The sequence below is a fragment of the Larkinella harenae genome (assembly GCF_054780515.1).
In genome coordinates this window covers 312,957-335,749 of record NZ_BAAGWE010000001.1, presented here as the reverse complement: position 1 = coordinate 335,749, position 22,793 = coordinate 312,957, and the positions used below count along the sequence as shown (strand labels likewise).

General features: G+C 52.5%; 18 protein-coding genes and 1 tRNA gene. 9 read left to right on the top strand and 10 right to left on the bottom strand.

The window, feature by feature from the left end; translation table 11 throughout:
• Positions 1-102: 102 nt before the first annotated feature.
• From ACYVH9_RS01380 to ACYVH9_RS01365, 4 genes are all read left to right on the top strand, one after another.
• On the top strand, positions 103-2,517 hold the full coding sequence (locus tag ACYVH9_RS01380; RefSeq protein WP_460634495.1) for a gliding motility-associated C-terminal domain-containing protein: 2,415 nt from the start codon (positions 103-105) through the stop codon (positions 2,515-2,517).
• Between the two features lie 205 nt (positions 2,518-2,722).
• Complete coding sequence (locus ACYVH9_RS01375; protein ID WP_460634494.1) at positions 2,723-3,883, top strand: methionine aminotransferase; 1,161 nt, start codon at positions 2,723-2,725, stop codon at positions 3,881-3,883.
• Positions 3,884-3,916: 33 nt separating this feature from the next.
• The gene (locus tag ACYVH9_RS01370) at positions 3,917-5,158 is read left to right on the top strand and encodes a sterol desaturase family protein (protein ID WP_460634493.1); all 1,242 of its coding nucleotides are present in this window, start codon (positions 3,917-3,919) and stop codon (positions 5,156-5,158) included.
• Positions 5,159-5,245: 87 nt separating this feature from the next.
• Entirely contained in the window at positions 5,246-5,581 is a 336-nt protein-coding gene (locus ACYVH9_RS01365; RefSeq protein WP_460634492.1) for an ArsR/SmtB family transcription factor, read from the top strand.
• An 18-nt stretch (positions 5,582-5,599) separates the two neighbouring features.
• Here ACYVH9_RS01365 and ACYVH9_RS01360 read toward each other — a convergent pair whose 3' ends face one another.
• The 9 genes from ACYVH9_RS01360 to ACYVH9_RS01320 form a co-directional block, all read right to left on the bottom strand.
• Positions 5,600-5,872, bottom strand: coding sequence for a hypothetical protein (locus ACYVH9_RS01360; protein ID WP_460634491.1), 273 nt, complete (start codon positions 5,870-5,872; stop codon positions 5,600-5,602).
• 79 nt (positions 5,873-5,951) lie between these two features.
• Positions 5,952-6,022 (bottom strand) — tRNA-Cys (locus ACYVH9_RS01355).
• Positions 6,023-6,037: 15 nt separating this feature from the next.
• Positions 6,038-7,273: a TlpA disulfide reductase family protein gene (locus ACYVH9_RS01350; RefSeq protein ID WP_460634490.1), complete on the bottom strand. Its 1,236-nt coding sequence runs from the start codon at positions 7,271-7,273 to the stop codon at positions 6,038-6,040.
• A gap of 28 nt (positions 7,274-7,301) precedes the next feature.
• Entirely contained in the window at positions 7,302-8,183 is an 882-nt protein-coding gene (locus ACYVH9_RS01345) for a sulfite exporter TauE/SafE family protein (protein ID WP_460634489.1), read from the bottom strand.
• Between the two features lie 181 nt (positions 8,184-8,364).
• The gene (locus ACYVH9_RS01340) at positions 8,365-9,438 is read right to left on the bottom strand and encodes a formylglycine-generating enzyme family protein (RefSeq protein WP_460634488.1); all 1,074 of its coding nucleotides are present in this window, start codon (positions 9,436-9,438) and stop codon (positions 8,365-8,367) included.
• A 19-nt stretch (positions 9,439-9,457) separates the two neighbouring features.
• Entirely contained in the window at positions 9,458-11,023 is a 1,566-nt protein-coding gene (locus tag ACYVH9_RS01335) for a sulfatase family protein (protein WP_460634487.1), read from the bottom strand.
• Complete coding sequence (locus ACYVH9_RS01330; protein WP_460634486.1) at positions 11,020-12,588, bottom strand: sulfatase; 1,569 nt, start codon at positions 12,586-12,588, stop codon at positions 11,020-11,022. The genes ACYVH9_RS01335 and ACYVH9_RS01330 overlap by 4 nt, the downstream gene beginning before the upstream one ends.
• Positions 12,589-12,597: 9 nt before the next feature.
• Positions 12,598-14,019, bottom strand: coding sequence for a RagB/SusD family nutrient uptake outer membrane protein (locus ACYVH9_RS01325; protein WP_460634485.1), 1,422 nt, complete (start codon positions 14,017-14,019; stop codon positions 12,598-12,600).
• Between the two features lie 12 nt (positions 14,020-14,031).
• Complete coding sequence (locus ACYVH9_RS01320; RefSeq protein WP_460634484.1) at positions 14,032-17,115, bottom strand: SusC/RagA family TonB-linked outer membrane protein; 3,084 nt, start codon at positions 17,113-17,115, stop codon at positions 14,032-14,034.
• Between the two features lie 610 nt (positions 17,116-17,725).
• Here ACYVH9_RS01320 and ACYVH9_RS01315 point away from each other — a divergent pair.
• The 3 genes from ACYVH9_RS01315 to ACYVH9_RS01305 all read left to right on the top strand — a co-directional run bounded on the left by ACYVH9_RS01315 (position 17,726) and on the right by ACYVH9_RS01305 (position 20,957).
• Positions 17,726-18,817 (top strand): trypsin-like serine peptidase, encoded by a 1,092-nt coding sequence (locus ACYVH9_RS01315; protein ID WP_460634483.1) that lies wholly within the window; start codon positions 17,726-17,728, stop codon positions 18,815-18,817.
• A gap of 383 nt (positions 18,818-19,200) precedes the next feature.
• Complete coding sequence (locus ACYVH9_RS01310; RefSeq protein WP_460634482.1) at positions 19,201-19,905, top strand: response regulator transcription factor; 705 nt, start codon at positions 19,201-19,203, stop codon at positions 19,903-19,905.
• A gap of 17 nt (positions 19,906-19,922) precedes the next feature.
• Entirely contained in the window at positions 19,923-20,957 is a 1,035-nt protein-coding gene (locus tag ACYVH9_RS01305) for a sensor histidine kinase (RefSeq protein WP_460634481.1), read from the top strand.
• Positions 20,958-20,966: 9 nt separating this feature from the next.
• Here the strand turns inward: ACYVH9_RS01305 and ACYVH9_RS01300 are convergent, their stop codons facing one another.
• Positions 20,967-21,512 carry a DNA-3-methyladenine glycosylase I gene (locus ACYVH9_RS01300; RefSeq protein ID WP_460634480.1) on the bottom strand — a complete coding sequence of 182 codons (546 nt, stop codon included), beginning with the start codon at positions 21,510-21,512 and terminating at the stop codon, positions 20,967-20,969.
• 162 nt (positions 21,513-21,674) lie between these two features.
• Between ACYVH9_RS01300 and ACYVH9_RS01295 the strand changes: the two genes are divergently transcribed.
• On the top strand, positions 21,675-22,394 hold the full coding sequence (locus ACYVH9_RS01295) for an RluA family pseudouridine synthase (RefSeq protein WP_460634479.1): 720 nt from the start codon (positions 21,675-21,677) through the stop codon (positions 22,392-22,394).
• Between the two features lie 59 nt (positions 22,395-22,453).
• Entirely contained in the window at positions 22,454-22,753 is a 300-nt protein-coding gene (locus ACYVH9_RS01290; RefSeq protein ID WP_460634478.1) for a Dabb family protein, read from the top strand.
• The last annotated feature ends 40 nt before the right edge of the window (positions 22,754-22,793 follow it).

The window sequence follows — 22,793 nt, the reverse complement described above, 5'->3', positions numbered from 1 at the left end:
AAATCCGTTACCGATGGCAAGTCCGTATCTTTTCTAGTCAATAGCGTGCTTTCCAAAATTCCCTGGTTTGTTTTATGCACCAACTCGTTACGATGTTGAACTATGAATGTGTTGTTGAATTGGCGTCCGAAAGCCGGTCCGGTGCGACAGGGACTGCGACTAGCCGCCTGTGTGATGCTGACGTTTTGGGCCACCCAACTCCCCGGTTTTGGTAAACACATCTACGGCGGAGATTTGAACCTTCAGGCGGCAACCCGGCCGGGCTATTTTACCTTAACGCTAACTCTGTATTTAGATCAGGCCAACGCGACTCCCGACTCCTACGAACGCGAGATTCAACTTTTCATATTCCGAAAAAGGGACCATGCCCCTGTCGGTTCGCCCATCGTTCGGCAAACCAATTCGCAGCCGGTACGCTACGATAACCAGGCTTGCGCCGATTTACGCAACCTGAGTGTGCTGGCCATGAATTACCGCACCGATCTTTATCTGGATCCGGCAGTCTACAATGATCCCGCTGGTTATTACATCGTTTGGGACCGCTGCTGCCGCAGTGCCGACATCAGTAACATCCAGAATCCTGGCGAAGAAGGAATGCTGTTTTACATGGAATTTCCGCCCGTTCAACGCAACGGTACTGCTTTTACCAACTCCAGCCCGCAGTTTAGTTTTCCCAACGGAGAATACATCTGCGTCAATAAACCATTCGTATTAAATTTCGGGGCTACCGATCGCGACGGAGATCAGCTCCGCTATTCACTGGTAACACCTCTGGCAGGTTATACTGACAATTCGGGCCAAAATACCGTGGGTGACGGCTCTTCGCACATAACCTATCCGGAAGTTGCCTGGCTGCCTGGCTTCAGCGCTACCAATTCGATTCCCGGTAGGCCGCCCTTACGAATCGACCCGCAAACTGGCCAGTTGAGCGTAACTGCTACGCAGGTTGGCTTATTCATTTTTGCGGTTTTGTGCGAAGAATACCGCAACGGCATCCGAATTGGAGCTGTCCGGCGCGAGTTTCAAATGCCGGTTGTCGATTGCGGCAACCGAACTCCGCCCCGGCCACTAATCAGCTATAATAACGTGGAAACGCAGGAATTGTCTTTTTGTGAAGGCACTACCGTTACACTTTCAACCGAGACGAATCCGCTCTGGTCGTATCAATGGCAGCGCAACGGTTTTAATATTGCGGATGCCACCTCCCCCGTGCTTACCGTCACCGAACCCGGCGATTATGCCGTCGTCAAAAGCTTTGCAACGACCTGCGGCAATGATACCACCTCCCGGATCACCCAGGTCCGGTCGTTGCCTTTGCCCACCGTCAAAATAACACCCGAAAAAGAACCCCGCATTTGCGAAGGCGAGTCATTGGTTTTAACAATTAAGCCGGAAACGGGCATTACGTACCAATGGACGGTAAACGGCGCTTTGGTACCGGGTGCAACCAATGCCTCCTTACGCGTTACGCAAAGCGGTCGGTATGGCATTCTGGCAACTTCAGGGTCGACCTGTACGAACCGCGACAGCCTAGCGGTGATGGTCAACCCAACTCCGAAGGCAACGCTGACCAGTTCGGCTTCGGCGATTTGCCAGGATGGCGAAGTCCGGCTGGAAACAACGGGTGGAACCGCTTATCGGTACGAATGGTATTTGAACAACACGGTTTTTGAAACAGGCAACGCATCGACAACAGCCGCCAGGGTAGCGGGTACGTATCAGGTTCGGGTTACGGACGGAAACGGCTGCCAAGGTCTTTCAGATCTGCTTACGCTGGCAATCATTCCCCGGCCGGATCTGCGGTTTGATACCGTTGCCCCCATCTGTGTAACCCAGACTGAGCCGTTGTGGCTGGAAGCTAGCCCGAGCGGGGGCGTTTTTTCGGGTCCAGGTATAACGGCTAACCGGTTTGATCCGGCCAGAGCCGGAGCGGGTTTGCACACCATTGTGTACACGTACCGTGGCACTTCGCCCTGCCCGACCGCCATTAGCCGCCAAATCCGGGTAGAATCCCCCGCCCGGGTCGATCTGCCGGAACGGGTCAGTGTCTTGATGGGAAATACGGTTTTGCTGAAGCCTACCGTACAGGGTGAGGTTAGCCGTTACACCTGGGAGCCGCCCGCCTATCTGTCCGATCCGGCCAGTGCTAGTCCAACCGCCAACCCACCCGTCCCGACCCTTTACACACTGACCGTTCGCACACCGGCTGGGTGTCAAACCGAAAAAACGGTACAAGTCGATGTGCTGAAGCAAATGTTCATGGCGGATGTTTTTTCGCCCAATAACGATGGCATCAATGATCAATGGGACATTCGCAATACTGACCAGTTTCCGGGTTGTGAAATCCTGGTTTATAACCGTTGGGGCGAGGTTGTTTTTTATTCAAACGATTACAAAAAACCGTGGGATGGAACGTACCAAAACCAGAAGGTACAAGCGGGCATTTACCAATACCTGATCAAAACCCATCAACCGCAGCTACCCGAATACCGGGGAACCGTTTTGGTGTTATATTGACTTTCCCGAACGTGCTTCCAAAAATCTTCGACTCATTTCTCGAATTAGCCAACCATAGTAGCCTACAAAATTCATAGAAAAAGTATTCTTACAAGCAACCTATTCATTTATTTTGTACTTTTCGGAGCCGATTGACTATTTAAAACCAACTTTTCGAATAGACTCTATTGATTCAATAGATAAATCGGAGTAATCCGTTTGAAGTATGACTGTATCCGGACCGAGTGCTTTGCCGTCTAAACTACCGTGGGTTGGAACAACAATCTTTACGGTTATGTCAAAATTAGCCGCCGACGCGGGCGCCATAAATTTATCTCAGGGTTTTCCCGAATTTGACTGTTCGCCAGAACTGACGGCCCTGGTTGAAAAATACTTAAAAACTGGATTTAACCAGTATGCCCCCATGACGGGTGTGCCCGCTCTGCGCGAAACTCTGGCTCAGAAAACCGAACAACTCTACCACGTCGTCTACCATCCGGAAACCGAAATTACAATCACGTCGGGCGCCACGGAAGCGCTGTTTGCTGCCATTACGGCCGTTATCCGCCCCGGTGATGAGGCTCTGGTGTTCGAACCGGCTTACGACAGCTACGTCCCGGCCATCGAACTGAACGGCGGTGTACCGGTTTTCATCACCCTGACCCCACCTGACTACGCCATCAACTGGGAAACCGTTCGGAGCAAGATCACGGAAAAAACACGGCTGATCCTCGTCAACACGCCCCACAACCCAACCGGCCGCGTCTGGACCGCCAACGACTTGGATCAACTGGCTGCGCTGGTCAAAGACCGTGACATCTGGATCGTCAGCGATGAAGTGTACGAGCACATCCGGTTCGATGGTCGCCCGCACCGGTCGCTAGTCACGCACCCGGTTTTGCAGGAACGCACGTTTATCTGCGGATCGTTTGGCAAAACGTTTCACATCACGGGTTGGAAAATCGGTTATTGCCTGGCTCCGAAGGAGTTGACAGCCGAGTTCCGAAAAATTCACCAGTACCTGACCTTCAGTACGGTTACACCGATTCAGCACGCGCTGGCCGATTATTTGAAGGACCCAACCCCGTACGAAATCCTGCCCGCTTTCTACGAACGCAAGCGGGATTTGTTCCTCGACAGCATTCACGGCTCCCGATTTCAGTTTCAGCCCACCGAAGGCAGTTTTTTCCAGACGGTTTCGTACCAGACGATCACTGATGAACCGGACTACGATCTGGCCATCCGGCTGACGAAAGAAATCGGCGTTGCCTCCATTCCGGTTTCGGTTTTTTACCGCCAGCGAAACGACTATAAAATGCTGCGGTTCTGTTTCGCCAAAGACGACGAAACGCTGCTGCGAGCCGGCGAAAGGCTCCGTCGTTTGTAAGTATTTTGTTTTATATGTTAATCACCCACGCGTATGGAATCGATGAAGCTGAATTGGATGGCGCTGGCCGTTCCTTTCTTTCTATTTTTTATGGGTCTGGAGTACCTCGTCTCTAAATGGCAGAAAAAAGACTATTTCCGGTTCAACAACTCCGTTGCCAACCTGAACGTTGGGATTGCTGAACGGCTGCTCGACACATTTACGGTCGGCGCTTTCTACTTTGTATACGATTATATTCACCGGCACTACGCTATTTTCGATCTCAAACCCGGCCTGCTGGGCTGGGTCGCGCTGTTTCTGGCCACCGATTTCGTCTGGTATTGGTACCACCGGCTGGCCCACGAAGTCAATCTGTTCTGGAGCGCTCATGTGGTTCACCACCAAAGTGAAGATTTTAACTACACGGTTTCGGCCCGCATTACGGTTTTTCAGGCCATCATTCGAACCGGCTTCTGGTCGGTCCTGCCGCTGATCGGTTTTCCGGCCGATATGATTACCGCCTTGCTTTTGCTACATGGTTTATATCCTTTCTTTATCCATACCCGAACCATTGGCAAATTAGGCTGGCTCGAATACATTTTGGTAACACCTTCGCACCACCGCGTTCACCACGCCAGCAACCCGGAATATCTGGATAAAAATTACGGCGATGTGCTGATCATCTGGGATAAATTATTTGGTACGTTTATCGAAGAAAAAGAGGAAGCACAGGAGTTGGTTTACGGGTTGACCAAGCCGCTGGAAAGCCACAGTTTTTTGTGGCAGCAATTCCATTTTATGATGGAACTGGCCGAAACCGTCCGCCAAACCCCCGGTGTTATACCCAAATTCAAGGTACTTTTTGGTCGCCCGGATGATATTGATCCGGAAGTTCGCGATCACCTCGAAAGAAAGTTTTTATCACGCTCCTCCGTCCACGCAACCAGTCGGCGATTCCGGGGGTACGTGTTGGGCCAGCTCGCGGGTATTCTGGCCATTCTGTTTGTTTTTCTCCTGGCCGAAAATCACATCCCGCTTTATCATCAGGTATTGATTGCCCTGTTTATTCTGCTCACACTGGTCAACTGCGGAGCCCTGCTTGAACAACGCCAGTGGGTGTTCCATCTGGAAATAAGCCGAATCACGACGCTGGTGCTGGTTGCCCTGCCGTATTTCCATGACCCTTTGACGGTCGGCCTGGTCCTGGCTGGATTCGTACTGCTCTGGACCTACTTTGCCAACTTGCAAAAACAGTATTTACGCCTGGTGTACGGCCCCACGGTATCCGTCAATTAAGGCTGTCGTTCTAAAATTGCGCTGGTTCCTGAGGCACCAACTGAATTTTTTTGCCGCCCCGAATCGTTGTAGTGACAAACAGTTTTCATGAAACAATACCCGCACCCAACTCCTGACCAGATTACACTGACGGGCATTCTACACGCCCTCAGTGATCCGGTTCGGCTTAGCTTTGTGCAATGCCTGGCCCGGGAGCTCTGCGAGCGTCCCTGCGGCACCATTCCAACGCCGGTTGCCAAGTCAACCCTGTCGCACCATTTGCGGGTGCTGCGCGAAGCGGGTATTGTACGGGTTCGGACGGAAGGCACCCAAAGCCTGACATCGTTGCGTTTTGAGGAAATAGAAGCTCGGTTTCCCGGCGTTTTGCACACAATTTTAAAGGCCGCCAACGAAGAGCAACCGCAGGAAATCAGTAACCGTTAAACACGCGAATCGGAATTCTCAAATCCCGATCAGCGATTCCAGTGAAATCCGGTCGATGTACGGTTTTAGTTCATCCGTATCCGAAAACCCGCGCACCAGCGTCACGTCCAGCCGTCGTTGGCAAATCCACATTTCAACGAAAAAAGAATTAACGGCGTAAAGGTGCAGCCAAAAACCGGGCAGGCGTTTGGTGTCCAGCAACTTACCCGTTTGCCAGACCGTATTCAACTGATCCTGAAAGGACAATCCCCGGAAATAAGTAAGTTCCTTTTTTTCTCGTTCACTTTTCATGGATTGACCGCGGCCAGCGGTGTGTGGTCAAAGAGGAATAAAGCCTTCGGGCGCAGAATATGGCGCCTGAAGGGTAATGAGGTCCCGAGCAGATTCGAACTGCCGTCTTCGGTTTTGCAGACCGGTACCTAACCACTCGGCCACGGGACCTTTTACGCTAAAATTTTACTTTACAGACGCTTTAATCGATGCTTTCGCGGGGCCTTCTTTCAGTAACTGGTCGATATCAGCATTGAATTCCTTCACAAATTCTTCATAATACGCGCCGGTAGCCGGGCCGCTGTAACCGGTGTGTATTTTGGCGATTTTACCCTGACGATTGATGTAGATGGTCGTCGGAAAAGCAACAACTTCACTCAGCGCAGGCAGCACCGATGCAGCATATTTTTTGTCGGCCTGACCCGCAAACAGAATGTCATACTCAATACCGATGCGGTTTTTCAGCGCTTCCAGACGCGGTTTGGCAAAAGCTGGATCATTCTTGCGCTCAAACGCCAACCCGATCACCTCCACACCCCGCCGACGGTTGGCCTGATACCACGGTGACAGGAAAGCCGCTTCGTCCAGACAGTTGGGGCACCAGCTTCCCAGTAGCGTTACAATCACCACTTTACCCTTGTATTTCGGATCATTCAGCGAGACTGGTTTGCCGGTAAACGCATCCGGAAACGTAAACGCGAGCGGAACCCCATCTTTGGGCTTCGTCAACGTATAAGCGTCGGGTAAAGCGGCCTGGTCGTTGCGCGTGCCTTTGATCGGCTGGGCACCCCGAGCGTTGATCCATTCAGCGGTGAGTTCGTTGCCACTGATTTTCCCTTTGATCAGTGACGGACTGGAACCGCTGAAAGCCGATAACGCAAACTCATTGCCCTGCACCACGCCTTCCAAATACCGGTAATCGCCGGTCGTTGACAGAAACGTACCGGTTACTTTACTACCTGTCTGACTAAAAACGCCCACGGTTCTGGTGTTTCCGATGGTTACATCCCATTTCCCCTGCAAACTGACCGAAGCAGCCGCCGGTTTTTCAATAAAACGATACCGTTTGCCGTGCTCCGCCCGAAACGGAATGCCAGCGTCGGCAGGATTAGTGTTCAGCCGCTTGAACACACCCGATAGCGTTTTACCATTCTCAATTTTAGCCGCTAATACCGCATCGTAAATATCAACCGGAAAGAACAGGGAATCACCTTGCTTCTTAACCCCCTTGATTTCGAAGCGCTCGGACCCGTTTAGCAGCCAGGCGGTTGACCCTTTTAACTCGAAATTAAATGGTGCTTCCTGTCCGCCCGACACAGCAAAGGTTCCCCGCCAGAAACCGTCCTGCGGGTTGGTCTGGGCCTGCGCAGTGGCACCTGCCAAAAGCAAGCCAAGGGTTGCGAAGGTGGTTATCTTTTTCATTTTATTCAGGTTGTTGATGATGTTGTACTTAAAACAAACTCCAGACATTGCGCAGGCTCAAGCCAATGATGACCAGGCCCACAATGACCATCAGAATTTTGGGATTGACTTTACCGCAGACGTAAGCCGCGAACGGAGACGCCAACACCCCGCCCAGCAGCAGGCCCAGTGTAACCGGCCAGTTGCCGGTGCCAATCATGATAATAAAGGTTCCGGCACCCGCGGCCGCAATAAAAAATTCGGCCAGATTAACCGAGCCAATCGTATAACGCGGATTACGTCCCTGCCCAATAAGAGATGAGGTGACAACCGGCCCCCAGCCCCCACCGCCAACGGCATCAACAAAACCGCCGAGCAGCGCCAGTGGACCGACAAACCGGGTTTTCTCTTTTGCCTTTTTCTTCCGAAGTGCCTTGCTGATGATCACAACGCCCATCAAAATGAGGTATATCGAGATGTATGGTTTAATCAGGTTACCATCGAATGAACTCAAAAAATAAGCGCCAACGATAGCGCCCACAACGCCCGGCAACACCAGTAGTTTGAACAGCTTTTTATTGACGTTCCCGAATTTCCAGTGCGATAACCCCGACGCACCCGTCGTAAATACTTCGGCAATATGGACGCTCGCACTGGCTGCAGCCGGGCTAACACCCAGGCTCAACAGCAGCGATGTCGAGCTGATGCCGTATGCCATACCCAGCGCACCGTCGATGGTCTGCGCCACAAAACCGGCCAGCACAAACAACCAGAACGTGGGTTCCGCCAATTCATCAACGACCGGCTGAATGGGAATAGTCAGAAGCTGCCAGACAGCAACGCCAATAATCAGAACAAGCACTATCACACCAACTGTAAGCAAACGCGGATTGGTAATCAATGGCCGGGTTTGTGTTTGCGTATCCACCATAAACTATTTATTCTATATACTAAATAGATAATTATTTTAAAAACAGAGCCAGAGGATTCTCTGGCTTGCTTACACAAACGTGGGACTATTTTTTTAAAATACAAACTCTATAGAGCTGTATTTTAAAAACTGCCTGCATTATTTCAATATTGGACCGAAATAATCCAAAACCACCCTGTCGCTATTTCACACGCACACAGCGAAAGCCCAGGTTATTACTTCCGCTACTGGCCTCGCCCTTACCCCGACTTCCGGCTTTATAACGAATACAATAATCGTCGCTGCACAAAAACGAGCCGCCCCGCTGCACGTATTTTACCGCGCCGGGTTCATCAGGGTCGTAACTATCTTTCGGCCCTGATGGATTATCTTTTGGACTATTGCGATAGTAATCAGGCCGGTACAAATCCTGACACCATTCCCAGACGTTGCCGTCCATGTCGTACAAACCGTAGGGGTTGGCCGGGAACGATTGCACCGGAGCGGCTGCGGCATAGCCATCTTCGGTTGTGTTTTTGCTCGGAAAATCACCCTGGTAGATATTGGCAATCCACTTGCCGCCGGGTTTTAGTTCATCTCCCCAATAATAGGTGTGGTTACCCTTGCCACCCTGCGCAGCAAACTCCCATTCGGCTTCGGTCGGCAGGCGCTTCCCGGCCCATTTGGCGTAAGCGGCCGCATCTTCGTAACTGACGTGCACCACCGGCAGACTTTCCCGGCCTTTGATGCTGCTGTTTGCTCCTTCGGGGTGTTTCCAGCTGGCCCCGCCAACATACTCCCACCATTGCAGCGGATTATCGAGCGACACTTTCTGCACCGGAGGTGTAAACACCGCCGAGCCCGGCACCAGCTTATCCGCCGGAACGCCCGGATAGTCCTTCGGGTTCAGCGGCCGTTCGGCTACGGTAATGTAATTTGTAGCTTCCACAAACCGGGCAAACTCGGCGTTGGTCACTTCGTGTTTGTCCATCCAGAAACCGTTGACCGTTACGGTATGCAGCGGGCGCGCATCCGGAAATTCGTCGGAACCCATCTGAAACGTGCCACCGGGAATCCAGACCATCCCGTCGGTGCTACCTTCACCAGAAGCCGTTACTGAAGCCGCCTGCCGGATGGCCGACGAACGGGATGGCATTCCCTTGGCGACGCAGTGCGCTCCGCTGTCGGTTTCGGCGGTTTGATCAGCGGTCGATTTCGTTTCTGAATTACAGGCCACCAACCCCGCTACAACCAGGCTGCTAAACAGCAATTTCATCAAGTATTTGCAAGCCATCTTATTTCCCGCTTTCCACAATCTTAAGCGCTTCGTCATCTTTGTACTTCCGAATCTGGTCTTTCAGTTTATTCTTCAAATCGGCAGTAACCGCTTCATATCCTTTAACACCGTATACATTCCGGAGTTCCTGCGGGTCTTTTTTCAGGTCATACAGCTCCCAATAGTCTTTCGGACCGTAGAACCGCACCAGCTTGTACTGGCTGGAACGCAGACCGATGTGCGGTGAAACACGGTGGGGCTGCGGGTATTCGTAATAGTGGTAATACGCTTCCTGCCGCCAGTTGGTTTTCTGGCCTTTCAGCAGCGGTACAAACGACTCGCCCTGAATCTCCTTTGGGATGGCCGTTCCGGTCAGGCCGAGCATCGTCGGTGCCCAGTCAATGTTGGAAACCAGTTCAGGCACCTTCGTACCGGGTTTGATGACACCCGGATACCGAATCACAAACGGTGTTTTCAGCGACTCTTCGTAAATAAACCGTTTGTCGAACCAGCCGTGTTCGCCCAGGTAAAAGCCCTGATCCGACGCGTAAACGATCACAGTATTCTTCGCCAGTCCGGATTTATCCAGGTAATCGAGCAGTTCGCCGATGTTGCGGTCCAGCGAGTTGGCCGTTGCCAGGTAATCTTTCAGATACCGTTGGTACTTCCACTCCACCAGCGCCTTACCACTGAGCTTCTTCTCATCAAATTCCTTGCTGATTTTGTTCTCGTAATAGTCGTAAAATGCTTTCTTCTCTTCGGGCGAGAACCGGTTGTAAGTACCGCCTTTCTGGTAGTCGGCGTGTACTTTCAGGTCTTCTTTCAGGCGCATCGTTTTGTCGATGGTCATGTCCTGATTTTTGGCGGCATCGCGGTTTTCGTATTCATCGTAGAACGATGCGGGCAGCGGAAAATTCACCTTATCGTACGCGCCCAAATCCCGGATGTCGGGCAGCCACTCGCGGTGCGTAGCTTTGTGTCCCACTACCAGAAAGAACGGTTTTGATTTGTCCCGCCCGTTCAGCCAGTCGAGCGATAGCTTGGTCGTGACGTTGGTGACATATCCCGGATACCGGGTAGTATCGCCCTTGCCGTTCACAAAATCCGGGCTGTAATAATGCCCTTGACCGGGCAGCACGTTCAGGTAATCGAAACCGTGCGGCAGGCTCCCCAGGTGCATTTTCCCGATCCAGGCGGTCTGGTAGCCGTTTTTCTGCAACTCTTCGGGAAACACCGGCTGGTTGATCTCAAACTTTCGTTCATTGACCTTATAACCGTTCAGGTGGCTGTATTTCCCAGTCAGCAGGGTCGCCCGGCTGGGTCCGCAGATGGAATTGGTTACTACATTGTTGTACAGAATCGCGCCTTCCCGGGCAATCCGATCGATGTTCGGGGTTTTGGCCAGTTTGCTGCCGTAGGCACTGATGGCCTGATACGCGTGGTCATCGGAAAAGATAAAAATCACATTGGGCCGGGTGGCTTGCTGCGTTTCAGGCTCCTTCGGGGTGTACCCCGAAACCGTTACGAGTACAGCCGCCAACACCGCTGCGGCCCCCATTACACTTATGCCAATTCGTCGATTCATTTCAGGTTACTGTTTAATTGCGTTACTGCCTCTTCCGGCCACAACACCGGTTTTCCAGTCTTTTTGAATGTGGGCATTTGGGCGTTCCAGGTCTTTAACTGCTTAGTAAGCAGCAAAGCCAGTTGTTTTACTTTGTCGGGGTGCTGCGTCGCCCGGTTTTTTAGTTCGCCAATATCGTCATTCAGGTTGTACAGTTCCAGACCCGCGGTCCGGTGGTCGTAGACCAGCTTCCAATGACCCTGCCGAATGGCGCTCGCCCAGTGCAGCATGGGCCCTTCGGCCGCAATCCAGCGGTTTGGGTGGTGCCAGACCAGGGCGCGGGTGTCGTCTTTGCGCTTCGGATTTTTCAATAATGGTAAAAAGGACTTTCCATCAATTGTTTGAACGGTTAACGGTTTCTGAACCCCCGCCATCTCCAGAATCGTCGGAAAAAAGTCTTCCACAATCACGTACTGCTCGGCCACGCCCCCCGGTTTGACCACCCCCGGCCAGCGCACCAGCATCGGCTCCCGAATACCGCCTTCGTACACCGATCCTTTGCCCGCCCGCAGCGGCAGGTTGTGCGTGTGTTCGGTGCCACCCCGCTGGGGTTTTGTGCTCAGTCCGCCGTTGTCCGACATAAAAATAACCACGGTGTTGTCGGCAAGCTGGCGCTCATCCAGGAAATTTAGCAGGTCACCCAGGCTTTTGTCCATCCCTTCCACCAGCGAGGCATACTTTGCTTCAATGCTGTCCAGGCCCGCTTTTAAATAGTTATCGACAAACCGGTCGTCGGCCATGATGGGCGTATGGACGGCGTAGTGCCCGAAATACAGAAAGAACGGCTGCTTGTCCTGAATCGGCTTTTCCAGCGCTTTGATAGCTTCCAGCGTCAGGGCCTCACTCAGAAAAACGTCCTTGCCGTGGTAGGCTTCCAGCCCCGGAACGGCGTTGCGACTGGGCTTGCCGTTGGCCGGACGGTCGTAATTGTCCGTGCCCAGATAGCTGGCCGGATGCCCGATTTCATTCCCGGCAATGTTCACCCGAAACCCCAGATTTTTTGGGTCCGAACCCGGTGTTCCTGCCGAGCCGAAGTGCGCCTTTCCCGTGTGAATGGTGTAATAACCGTTCTGGCCCAGCAGCGCGGGCAATGGGGTTGCGTGGAAGGTATGCTCGATACCAGCCACCGGACTTAGACCGTTGATGTTCCAGTCCACCGAATTCAGCGTCGGATCGGCAAAGTCGGTATTTTTATTCTTATTCGGCGAGGTCCAGTGCGTAATCCGGCTGTGGGCCGCGTTCACGCCACTCAGCAAGCTTGTGCGGGTGGGCGTACAAACCGGCTGGGCGTAGGCATTCGTAAATTTCAGCCCCTCTTTCGCCAGCCGTTCCATGTTCGGCGTTCGATACCGGCGGTTCAGGTCAGTAGCCTGCTTCCAGAACGGCACGGATGTATCCTGCCAGCCCATGTCATCGACCAGAAAAACGACGATGTTGGGCCGAGCCGGTTTCTGCGCCCAAAGACCGTTTGCGGCAACGAGTAGCAAACCGATGAACAGCCGAATTATTAATGAAAGTTTACGCATTCTTTGCTCTTATTTATAGCCGTTGTTCTGCTTTAGGTTCGGATTTCGGTCGATTTCGCTTTGCGGCAACGGGAACAGAATCTGGTGATCAAACGCGACTTTACCACGCGCTTTGGCGTATTCGATAAACTTACCGTGCCGGATCAGATCCTGCCGACGAAGTTCTTCCGAGAAAAACTCCCAGCCACGCTCTTTCAGCAAGTGCGCCCGCAAGGCGTCTTTCGTGGTGAAATCGCCGAGATTGAGCGCAGCTACCCCCGCCCGGGTCCGCACCTGGTTGATCAGGTCGAGGGCTTCCTGCGTGGGGCCGTTCAGTTCGTTGAGCGCTTCGGCCCGGGTCAGCAAAATATCGGCGTAGCGGTACACCGGAAAATCGTTGCCCATCACCTCGCCGGTCGCGCTCAAGTCCTCTTTGAATTTAAAGCTACGAACATCATCGGTTCCAAGCTTAATAATTTTTCCGTTAACGTCCTCATATTCCGTAATAATGGCCTGCCGCCGTTGGTCCGCGGGATCAAAGGTATTGTAAAAACCCGACAGCGTTTTGAGCTGCGTCGCGTAGTTGGTCTTGGGTGCCGTCCTGAATTTGTAGTTCGGCGGGGCCGCGTGGGGCAGGTAATTGTCGCCCAGACCCGGTTGCGCCAGACTAGGCCGGATGTAGATAAACTCGCTGTTTTTCTCGTTGGCAATGTCGAACAGGTTCGTGCGGTTCTGGCCGGTGAACAACTGATAAACATTCAAATCGATAACCTTTTTGGCGGTTTCGGCGGTTGCCTGCCATTTCTTATTGTTCAGGTGAAACCGGGTGAGAAGCGATAAAGCCGCCCCCTTGGTTGCCCGGCCGTACTGGCTAGCGACGGTCGGTAAAATGTCGGCGACGGCTTCGAACTCTTTTTCGACGAAACTAACAAACTCTTCTTTGGCCGCGCGGCTGGGCCGGTCGTCGCTGCTGGTGGTGCTGCTCGTAATCAGCGGAACCGGCCCGAACAATTCGTATAAGGTCTGGTAAGCGCTGGCTCGCAGAAACCGCGCTTCGGCCAGGATTTGTGCCTTGCGGGTTTCATTCATCGCAATGGCGGGTACCTGATCCAGAATCAGATTGGTACGGTAAATGGTGCGGTAATGCAACGACCAGGCGGTTTCGAAAAACTCGTGGGCGGCATTCCACGTAAAATCTTCCAGCGGCTGGGCCAGACTCCGCAAACCGCCTTCCCGGTCGATCAGCAGGTCAGTGTTGACCTCGGCCATCAGCAGGTAATTTCGAAAACCCCGGCGCTGCTCCACCGCATACGCCGAGTTCAGCAAACCTTCGGCATCGTCGGCTTTCTGGAAAAAATTGTTGGGGCCGAAAGCCGAATACACTTCCTCTTCCAGCGGGTTGGCGCAACCCGTCAACAGGCCAATCAGGACTAAGTAGAGTATCTTTTTCATCGAAATTCGTGATTAAAAATTAAGGTTTAGGCCCAGCGTATAGGTTCTCGTCAGCGGATAGGCGTTGTAATCCGCCCGGACGTTCGAGGTGCCGAACGCGCTCACTTCCGGATCAGAACCCGTATAATTCGTGATGGTAAACAGATTCTGACCCGTCACGTAAAGCTGGGCGCTCCGGATGGCTTTCAGCCTCGTAACCGGGATGTTGTATCCGAGTTGAACGTTTCTCAGCCGAATAAAGGAAGCATCTTCCACGGCCCGGCTGTTGATGTTGGTCGCATAGGCCACTTTTGGCGGAATACCGGATGAGTTGGCGTTTGTCGGGTTGGTGGGAGTCCAGCGGTCGGTGTAAGACTCCGCCAGCCGGTTGCGCCGGAACGAGATCGGATTTTCGGATTCGGTGCGGTTCAGGTTGAAAACGCTGCTGCCCTGTACGCCCTGCAAAAAGAACGACAACGTCAGCGGACCGTACGAAAAATCGTTGTTGAAGCCGAAGGTGTAATCCGGAAACGGCGAACCCAGGATGGTCCGGTCGGCGGTGGTGATCTGGCCGTCGCCGTTTACGTCGCGATACCGGTAGTCGCCGGGGTTAGCCAGCGGCTGCGGGGATGATTTGATGTTATCGCCCAACTGATACACGCCGTCGATCACATACCCAAAAAACGAGTTGAGCGGGTAACCCTTCTGAATGATGCTGAAATCTTTCGAGAAACCGGCTTCACCCTGAAGAATGTACGGCAGTCCCGCCAGATCAGTTACTTCGTTGCGGATAATCGAGAAGTTGACCGACGACCGCCAGGTGAACGGTTTCTGGATGTTGATGGTATTCAGGGTGATTTCCAGCCCGTTGTTTTTCATTGCGCCCACGTTTTTGAAGGTGGTCGAAAAACCGGTTGTGCGCGGAACGGGCAGTTGGAGCAGCAGGTCCCGCGTGTTTTTGTGGAAATAGTCAATCGAGCCCGTCAGTCGGTTGCCAAACAAACCGAAGTCGAGACCCAGGTCAAGCTGGGCGGTGGTTTCCCACTTGAGGTCGGGGTTGGGGAGCTGCGTAGTCGAAACCCCCACGTACGACACGCCGTCGAAAATGGCGTTGCCTTGCGGCCCCAACAACACCAGCGATTTATAGCTACCAATGTCCTGATTCCCCGTCAACCCGTAGCTGCCGCGCAGTTTCAGGTCCGACAATACCGTGACGCTTTTCAGGAACTCTTCTTCCTTGATCCGCCAGCCGAGCGCCACCGACGGAAAAAACCCGAATTTGTTGTTCTGCCCAAACCGCGACGAACCGTCGGCCCGGAACGAAGCCGTGAGCAGGTATTTGTCTAGCAAATTGTAGTTCACCCGGCCCAGATACGACTGCAACTGGTTTTGATTCCGGCCCGAACCCACGTCAAACGTCGTGCGGGCGCCAGCCGCGAGGTTGTTGGACAGCAGCGCGTCCGACGAGAAGTTCTGCGACCCCGCCCCGACGTAATCGTTCTGGAACTGCTGATAGGTATAACCGCCCAGCACTTCCACGGTGTGAATCTGGTTGAAAATTTTGCTGTAACGGGCCGTCAGTTCGATCAGGTAGTTGCTGGCGTTGCTGACCTGCACGTCGGCAATTCCGTTGGTAGCCTGCCCGCGCCGGGTCTGCCGTGAAATGTAGCTGTCGCGCCGGGCGCTCTGGCGGTCGGTTCCGGCGTTGAGTTTCACCGAGAGTTCAGGCAAGATGAAGTACTCCGCAAAGAGATTGCCAAAGGTTCGGTTGGTTTCGGCCACGTCTTTCACTTCGTTCGCCAGTGCCAACGGATTTTCAAGGTTCACGATGAGCGTCTGGGCATAATTGCCGTTGGCATCCCGGATCGGCAGCGTCGGGTCCTGAAAAATGGCGGTATTAACTACCCCGGCCCCTTCGTTGATGCTGACGCCGTTGGGCACAAAATCATCTTTGACTAAACTCGTGTTCAGGTTCAGGCCAAACTTGAATCTGTCGTCGTTGTAGGTCAGGTTGGCCCGACCGATGTATTTTTTGATACCCGAACTGATGATGACGCCCTTCTGATCGTAAAAATTAGCCGATGCGTAATAGTTGAATTTATCCTGACCGCCCGAGAACGCCAGCTGGTGATTCCGCGTGTAGCCGGAGCGGTAAATTTCTTTCTGCCAGTTGGTTCCGGCTCCGATTTGTTGAATCTGCTGCTGGGTAAATTCCGGGGCCAGTCCCTGATCTTTTTTCAGATCGTTCAGCAGGCTGATGTACTGCTGCGTATTCAGCATCGGAATGGTTTTAGTCACATTCTGAAAGGCCGTGTAGGCGTTGTAATTGACTTTCAGCTTGCCTTTCGTCCCTTTTTTAGTCGTGACGAGAATAACCCCGTTGGCGCCCCGCGAGCCGTAAATGGCCGTGGCCGATGCATCTTTGAGTACTTCAATGGATTCAATATCCGCCGGGTTCAGTGCGTTCAGCGGGTTACGAACCGCGCCGTCGGTGGTGACTGGCGAGTTGGGCACTACCGGTGAATTGTCGATGGGCAAACCGTCGATGACGTACAGCGGCTCATTGTTGGCGTTGATGGAGTTGGCCCCCCGGATGCGAATGCTCACTCCCCCGCCGGGTTCGGCGCTGGCCTGCGTAATCTGAACCCCGGCGGCCCGGCCAGCAATCAGTTGATCCACCGACGTTTGAACACCTTTATTAAACTCCTTTGAATCCAGTGAACTTACCGCGCCAGTCAGGTCACTTTTCTTCTGGGTACCGTACCCCACCACCACCACTTCGTTCAGTTGCCGCGTGTCGACGATGAGCTTCACATCGAGCTGGCTTTTGCTGTTGACCGCCACTTCCTGGCGGATGAAACCTACACCCGAAAACACCAGCACGGCATTCGGGGTCGCCTGAATCTGGTAGTTACCTTCCGCATCGGTAATGGTACCCTGCGTCGTGTTCTTAATCAACACATTGATGCCCGGAATACCGTTTCGATCGTCTTCGGAAGTTACTTTCCCTCTGATGGTTTGTTGCGCGTGGCCCGCCAGCGAAACCAGGAGCAGAAAAGCTACTGGCCACCACCTTACGCTGACTTTGCTCGCGTCAAAGGCGTATAAATAGTTCATAAAAATGGTTTAAGGTTACTTATTGATTAAATCCAGAGATTAAGAAGAGAAAAACAGAATGACTATTCTTGCCGTGAGAAGGCACAGAACATCAATCCAGTGTGTGAGGAAAACTTAAATGAAACAACAACAGCAGGTTGAGATTACCGCTGCGGAGGGAAAGACAGGAGCTGTTACAGCCAGCGGGCAAGCCCGTTGAAACGTACTGCTTGTAGAATTTTTCATAGTGCAGGCTCCAGATGGCTACGGAACAATTCTTCTTATTCCAGCAACTTAGTGGAGTAACAAAGAAATGCGATCTGAAAAACAAAAACAAAACGGGTTATGGAATTCACCCAATAAATCAAAAACATTATTCGCTTTGTCCAAGAAAACGATCAAACAACCCTGTTTTTTCAAATAAAGCAGAAGATAATTTAAGAATATTTGCCCCGAAAGTCGAGCAGTAAGCCGCCGTGATCGGTTTCGGCAGAATTGACAGCTTTCATTAATATATCCCTAAACCGCTGAATAAAAGCCACCTACCGTTTAATAGCGTCTTTTCGTAATTGTTCCTTCGGTTTGCCCATTATTGCATCGGTAAAATTAACCAGTAACCTAACAAACAACCATGCCAAACGGTAATGAAAAACCCATTCAGTTCAAGGAACTCGAACGGTATTTTAAGACGCGTAAAGCCCTCAAAGACACACCTGTTCAGATCGAACGGCGGTTCCACATCCAAGCCGATAAGGAACCCAAAGTAACAACCCGGCTTGAGCGCGTGGATCGGGGCGACCGGGGGAATCACTGGGAAGTAATAGTTGAGGTTGACGGCGTTCGGATTGAAAACCGGGCTATGCCGCCCGCCTTGAAAGGGGAAGCCGTAAAAGTAGAACGTCGTAAAGTCAGTGAGGAACAACTCGCCAGACAACTCACCAGTTTTGTTCCCGATCACCTTGGGTTCAATGTAACACCGCTGGATTTACAGAAAAGCATTAAAAGCATTCGTGATGTAGTGGGCGAACGGCGGGTGGCAACCACCATTTTTGGCACCGACAACCGCCGGGCTTTTCGCGATACTACCTATCCCTGGTCGACGGTGGGCCTGGTAGAAACCAACCGGGGAGCAGGTTCGGGCGTAATGATTGGCCCGCGCCATTTGTTAACCGTTAGCCACGTCATCGACTGGGATGCCCCGGCGGGATTTGCCGCGGATTGGGTACGGTTTACACCGTCTTATTATGATGGTGGGGCACCGTTTGGTGAAGCTTACGGTAGCCATATATACTGGTACGTCAAAGAAGATGGCGACGGTTTTATCTCCGGAAATGAAGGCAATTACGATTATGCCGTCGTGGTGCTGGACCGGCGGTTGGGCGATACCACCGGCTGGATGGGGGCCCGGGGGTACAACGACGACTGGGATAGCCTGGCCGTTTGGTCGCACATGGGCTATCCTGGTGACCTCAACAGCGGCCAGCGTCCAACCTGGCAGGGCGGTTTTCGGGTTGATGGCACCGACGCCGATGCGCAATCCATTCTACACCAGGCCGATGTCTTTCCCGGTCAGTCGGGCGGACCGGTTTTTGGTTTCTGGGAAGGTGATGTAGGCCCGCGTGCGGTAGCCGTGCAATCCTGGCAAAGCAGTAGCAATAACGGAGCCAGCGGCAGCATGGACATGCGGGATCTGGTGGCCAAAGCCCGATCTGAGTTTGCCTGATGGCTATCCTGAATCCGGCCAGCACATAAGCGTCTATGCCGGCGTCATTCCAGCAATTGAAGGCGCTGTTTTCAACCGGAAAACCTTCCGAACGTGGTACGATCAGCCGCGCACCGGGAGGTTTTCTTTTTTCTCAGGCAACCTGATTCCTCGCCGTAACAATTGATTCGGATTCAGCCATGCATAACGTTGCCAATGAGTTAACCGTCAACTTTTCCGGCCTATAGAATGACTTGGCTCCATTTTTGCCCGACACCCTAAGGTTGTAGGTTAAATTCAATACCGTTCTGACGTATTAAGTTTTTGTTAACAATGGAGTTACGTTCGTAAAATTGCTGACACAGCACGTACCTTCGGGTCGGAATTACACCAACAAACCTACGATGAGTGCCGCCAAAACTTCGCAACAACTTCACCGGGTACTGGTCGTCGACGACGATCCGGACATTGTGGAGATGCTGCAATACAATCTGGAAAAAGAAGGGTATGACGTTCGCACCGCGCCCGATGGCCGGAAAGCCCTCGATACAGCCCGCACTTTTATCCCCGAGCTGGTACTGCTCGACATCATGATGCCGCAACTTGACGGTATCGAAACCGGTCGCCAGCTTCGGACCATGCCCGATCTGCGGCAAACGTACATTTTATACCTGACCGCCCGCTCGGAGGAATACTCAGAGGTGGCGGCTTTTGAAATTGGTGCCGACGACTACATCACCAAGCCCATCAAACCGCGGGCGTTGATGAGCCGCATTAACGCTCTCTTCCGGCGCGAAGCCCAGAAAGCCGATCCGGGCGAAAAAATAGAGATCGGTGGCCTGACCATCAACCGGCAGAACTATACCGTTACCATCGGTGATAAAAGCGTCGTACTACCCAAGAAAGAATTTGAACTGCTGTTTTTTCTGGCCTTATCGCCCAACAAAGTCTTTGGTCGCGAGGAGCTACTCCAGAAAATTTGGGGTGTTGATATCTACGTTCTGGAACGAACGGTGGACGTACACATCCGAAAACTGCGGGAAAAAATCGGCGAGAACTACATCAAAACACTGAAGGGCGTCGGGTACATGTTTACTAATGAAGGATAAGCGTTTACCTTTACTTCATGGCATTCAGTCCCCGTGTTATTGCGTTTTTGCTGGCTGGTCTGATTTCGGCCCTTACGGTTGCGTTTCTGACGTTTGTTGAAGGCGTCACAACCAGCATGTTGTTTGTGGTGGCGATTTCGTCGCTGATCACGTCGTTTTTCCTGATTCTGTTCGCGATTGAGATTCTGGTCTTTCGGGAAGTTAACAAGCTCTACAAAACTATCCACAAGCTGCGAATGCGGGATTTTTCGCTGTCGCGCAGTACCATCGTCAAAAGCAATAATCCGTTCAAGAAGCTGAATGACGAGATTTTTGTTTACGTTGCCCGTAAGCAGAAGGAAATCGAAGAGCTCCGACGGCTCGAACAATTCCGGCGCGAATTTCTGGCCGATGTTTCGCACGAGCTAAAAACACCGGTTTTTGCCGCCCAGGGCTTTATTCACACACTGATCGACGGCGCAATCGACGACGAAAAAGTACGGGATAAGTTTCTGGCTAAAGCCGCTAAAAGCCTGGACGGTCTGGACGCGCTGGTGAAAGACCTGGTTGCGCTATCGCAACTGGAAACCGGTGAGGTCAAGATGAATTTCGAGCCCGTCGATCTCTATCAGGTGACGCTGGAAGTTTTCGAGCAACTGGAAACCAGGGCCAATACCCGGGGAACGTCCCTCAAAATAAAAGCCGACCCACCCGGTGCCGTACTCGTAAAGGCTGATGCCCAGCGCATCACTCAGGTCATGACCAACCTCATCGAAAACGGTATTAAATACGGCAACGAGGGCGGTAAGGTTCACGTCAGTTTTGAGGAAGAAAAAAAGCAATACATCATTCAGGTGCGCGATAATGGCCCCGGAATTCCGCCGGACCACCTCAACCGCATCTTCGAGCGGTTTTACCGCGTCGACAAAAGCCGCTCGAAAGAGCGGGGCGGAACGGGCCTGGGGCTGGCGATCGTGAAACACATTTTGAACGCCCACAAGTCAAAAATTACGGTGATGAGCAAACTGGATAAGGGCACTACGTTCAGCTTCAAGCTCGACAAAGCTGATTGATCGTTAGTCTTAGTTGGCCCACAACGGTTTGGCCTCCAACACATTCGCATAAACTGCGCACTCAGCGGAATGGGCACCGGGCAGAAAACCAATGCTCATCAGAAACTCATTCACGATTTCGCCCCCGGTAAAACGGAACGTCTTTTTAAACAGCTTTACCCATTCTTCCCTGGTTTTGGGGTGATGCAGCTCCAGCCATTTCTTGAACGAACCGTGCGCGTTCTGTAACTCAAGGATGGTTTTTGCGTTCTCAATGGCCGCATTGATTTTCAGCCGGTTCCGGATGATGCCCGGGTCAGACAGCAGCCGCTGACGGTCGGCTTCGGTGTAAGCTGCTACCGTTGGGAGATCGAAATTGTCGTACGCCTTCCGAAAACCGGCTTCCTTTTTCAGAATGGTTTCCCAGCTCAAACCCGCCTGGTTGATTTCCAGCACCAGCCGCGCAAACAACTCGTTGTCGTCGTGAATCGGAAAACCGTAGTGGTGGTCGTGGTAGGCTTTGTGGAGCGCTTTTCGCTCGTCGGACATGGTTTCAATGGCGCGGCAGTAGGACATCGTTAATGGGAAAATTAGAGGAAGTACGTTTCGTTGGAAACCTTCAATCTTTGCGTTAAGTTCTGACACGATCCGGTGAAAATCAGGCAGCTCGCGGAACGGTTTTGACCAATGGAATTTTTTCGGCTTGGATAGCATTCTGTTGTTCAGGACATTTGTAGTATGAAGCTGAATTTTGAAGACCTGATCATTTTTGAGGACGACGATTATATCCTAATTAATAAGCCGCCCAACATTGCCTCGCTCGATGAACGGAGCGCCGATAAAGGCCAGAGTATTTTACGAATGGCGAAAGCCTATCATCCGGATGCTCAGCTCGGTCACCGGCTCGACAAAGGCACGTCTGGTGCCCTGGCTATTGCTAAAAACCCGGCAGCTTACCGGCACCTGGCCATGCAGTTTGAACACCGCGAAGTGACCAAGCGGTATCATGCCGTGGTGGATGGCGTGCACGATTTCGACGGTATTTCGGTGTACTTGCCCATTGCACCCGTCAAAGATGGTACCGCCGTGAAAATTGACCGGCAGAAGGGAAAAGACGCCGAGACCATTTTTAATACGCTGAACGTTTTCCGGATGCATACACTGGTGGAATGCATTCCAATTACAGGACGGATGCACCAGATTCGGGTGCATTTGATGTGTCTGAAAGCGCCCATCGCCAACGACCCAACCTACGGCGGCAAACCGGTTTTTCTGTCGGAGCTGAAACGGAAATTCAACCTCAAGAAAGACACCGAAGAACAATCGCTGATCCAGCGTGTGGCCCTGCACGCCCGCTCTCTGACGTTTGACCTGCTGAACGGCGAACGAACGGTTTTTGAAGCGCCCTATCCGAAAGATTTCGACGTATTGGTGAAGCAGTTGGAGAAAAATAGTTAGTTTTCAGGCGGAAACCCGTTAACTAAAACCGTACCGGCGAACCGGTCACGAAGACAAATATGTTTGTTCATACCGTTTATTTCTGGCTCAACAATCCCGGCAGCGACGAAGATCGTCAGGCACTGCGCGACGGTCTCGAAACGCTCAAAGGCATCCAGCATTTTGAGGCTCTGTACATTGGCAAACCCGCCGAAACCCGTCGTCCGGTGATTGATCATTCGTACGATTGGTCGCTGACGTACATTTTCCGCGACAAAGCCGCCCACGACGCCTACCAGGAAGATCCCATCCACGAGAAATTTGTGGAAACCTGCGCCCGGTACTGGCAGCGCGTCCAGGTATATGATGCGGTGGAATAAAAACCGTGGTTTAAAACAAAAAACCGGCCTTGCAGCCGGT

What these genes read in the sequence shown, in the direction of transcription:
- ACYVH9_RS01315 (WP_460634483.1), top strand. Translation starts at nt 17,726, where the DNA reads ATGCCAAACGGTAATGAAAAACCCATTCAGTTCAAGGAACTCGAACGG.
- ACYVH9_RS01380 (WP_460634495.1), top strand. Translation starts at nt 103, where the DNA reads ATGAATGTGTTGTTGAATTGGCGTCCGAAAGCCGGTCCGGTGCGACAG.
- ACYVH9_RS01335 (WP_460634487.1), bottom strand. Translation starts at nt 11,023, where the DNA reads ATGAATCGACGAATTGGCATAAGTGTAATGGGGGCCGCAGCGGTGTTG.
- ACYVH9_RS01290 (WP_460634478.1), top strand. Translation starts at nt 22,454, where the DNA reads ATGTTTGTTCATACCGTTTATTTCTGGCTCAACAATCCCGGCAGCGAC.
- ACYVH9_RS01305 (WP_460634481.1), top strand. Translation starts at nt 19,923, where the DNA reads ATGGCATTCAGTCCCCGTGTTATTGCGTTTTTGCTGGCTGGTCTGATT.
- ACYVH9_RS01370 (WP_460634493.1), top strand. Translation starts at nt 3,917, where the DNA reads ATGGAATCGATGAAGCTGAATTGGATGGCGCTGGCCGTTCCTTTCTTT.
- ACYVH9_RS01345 (WP_460634489.1), bottom strand. Translation starts at nt 8,183, where the DNA reads ATGGTGGATACGCAAACACAAACCCGGCCATTGATTACCAATCCGCGT.
- ACYVH9_RS01340 (WP_460634488.1), bottom strand. Translation starts at nt 9,438, where the DNA reads ATGAAATTGCTGTTTAGCAGCCTGGTTGTAGCGGGGTTGGTGGCCTGT.
- ACYVH9_RS01300 (WP_460634480.1), bottom strand. Translation starts at nt 21,512, where the DNA reads ATGTCCTACTGCCGCGCCATTGAAACCATGTCCGACGAGCGAAAAGCG.
- ACYVH9_RS01320 (WP_460634484.1), bottom strand. Translation starts at nt 17,115, where the DNA reads ATGAACTATTTATACGCCTTTGACGCGAGCAAAGTCAGCGTAAGGTGG.
- ACYVH9_RS01360 (WP_460634491.1), bottom strand. Translation starts at nt 5,872, where the DNA reads ATGAAAAGTGAACGAGAAAAAAAGGAACTTACTTATTTCCGGGGATTG.
- ACYVH9_RS01365 (WP_460634492.1), top strand. Translation starts at nt 5,246, where the DNA reads ATGAAACAATACCCGCACCCAACTCCTGACCAGATTACACTGACGGGC.
- ACYVH9_RS01330 (WP_460634486.1), bottom strand. Translation starts at nt 12,588, where the DNA reads ATGCGTAAACTTTCATTAATAATTCGGCTGTTCATCGGTTTGCTACTC.
- ACYVH9_RS01310 (WP_460634482.1), top strand. Translation starts at nt 19,201, where the DNA reads ATGAGTGCCGCCAAAACTTCGCAACAACTTCACCGGGTACTGGTCGTC.
- ACYVH9_RS01325 (WP_460634485.1), bottom strand. Translation starts at nt 14,019, where the DNA reads ATGAAAAAGATACTCTACTTAGTCCTGATTGGCCTGTTGACGGGTTGC.
- ACYVH9_RS01295 (WP_460634479.1), top strand. Translation starts at nt 21,675, where the DNA reads ATGAAGCTGAATTTTGAAGACCTGATCATTTTTGAGGACGACGATTAT.
- ACYVH9_RS01375 (WP_460634494.1), top strand. Translation starts at nt 2,723, where the DNA reads ATGACTGTATCCGGACCGAGTGCTTTGCCGTCTAAACTACCGTGGGTT.
- ACYVH9_RS01350 (WP_460634490.1), bottom strand. Translation starts at nt 7,273, where the DNA reads ATGAAAAAGATAACCACCTTCGCAACCCTTGGCTTGCTTTTGGCAGGT.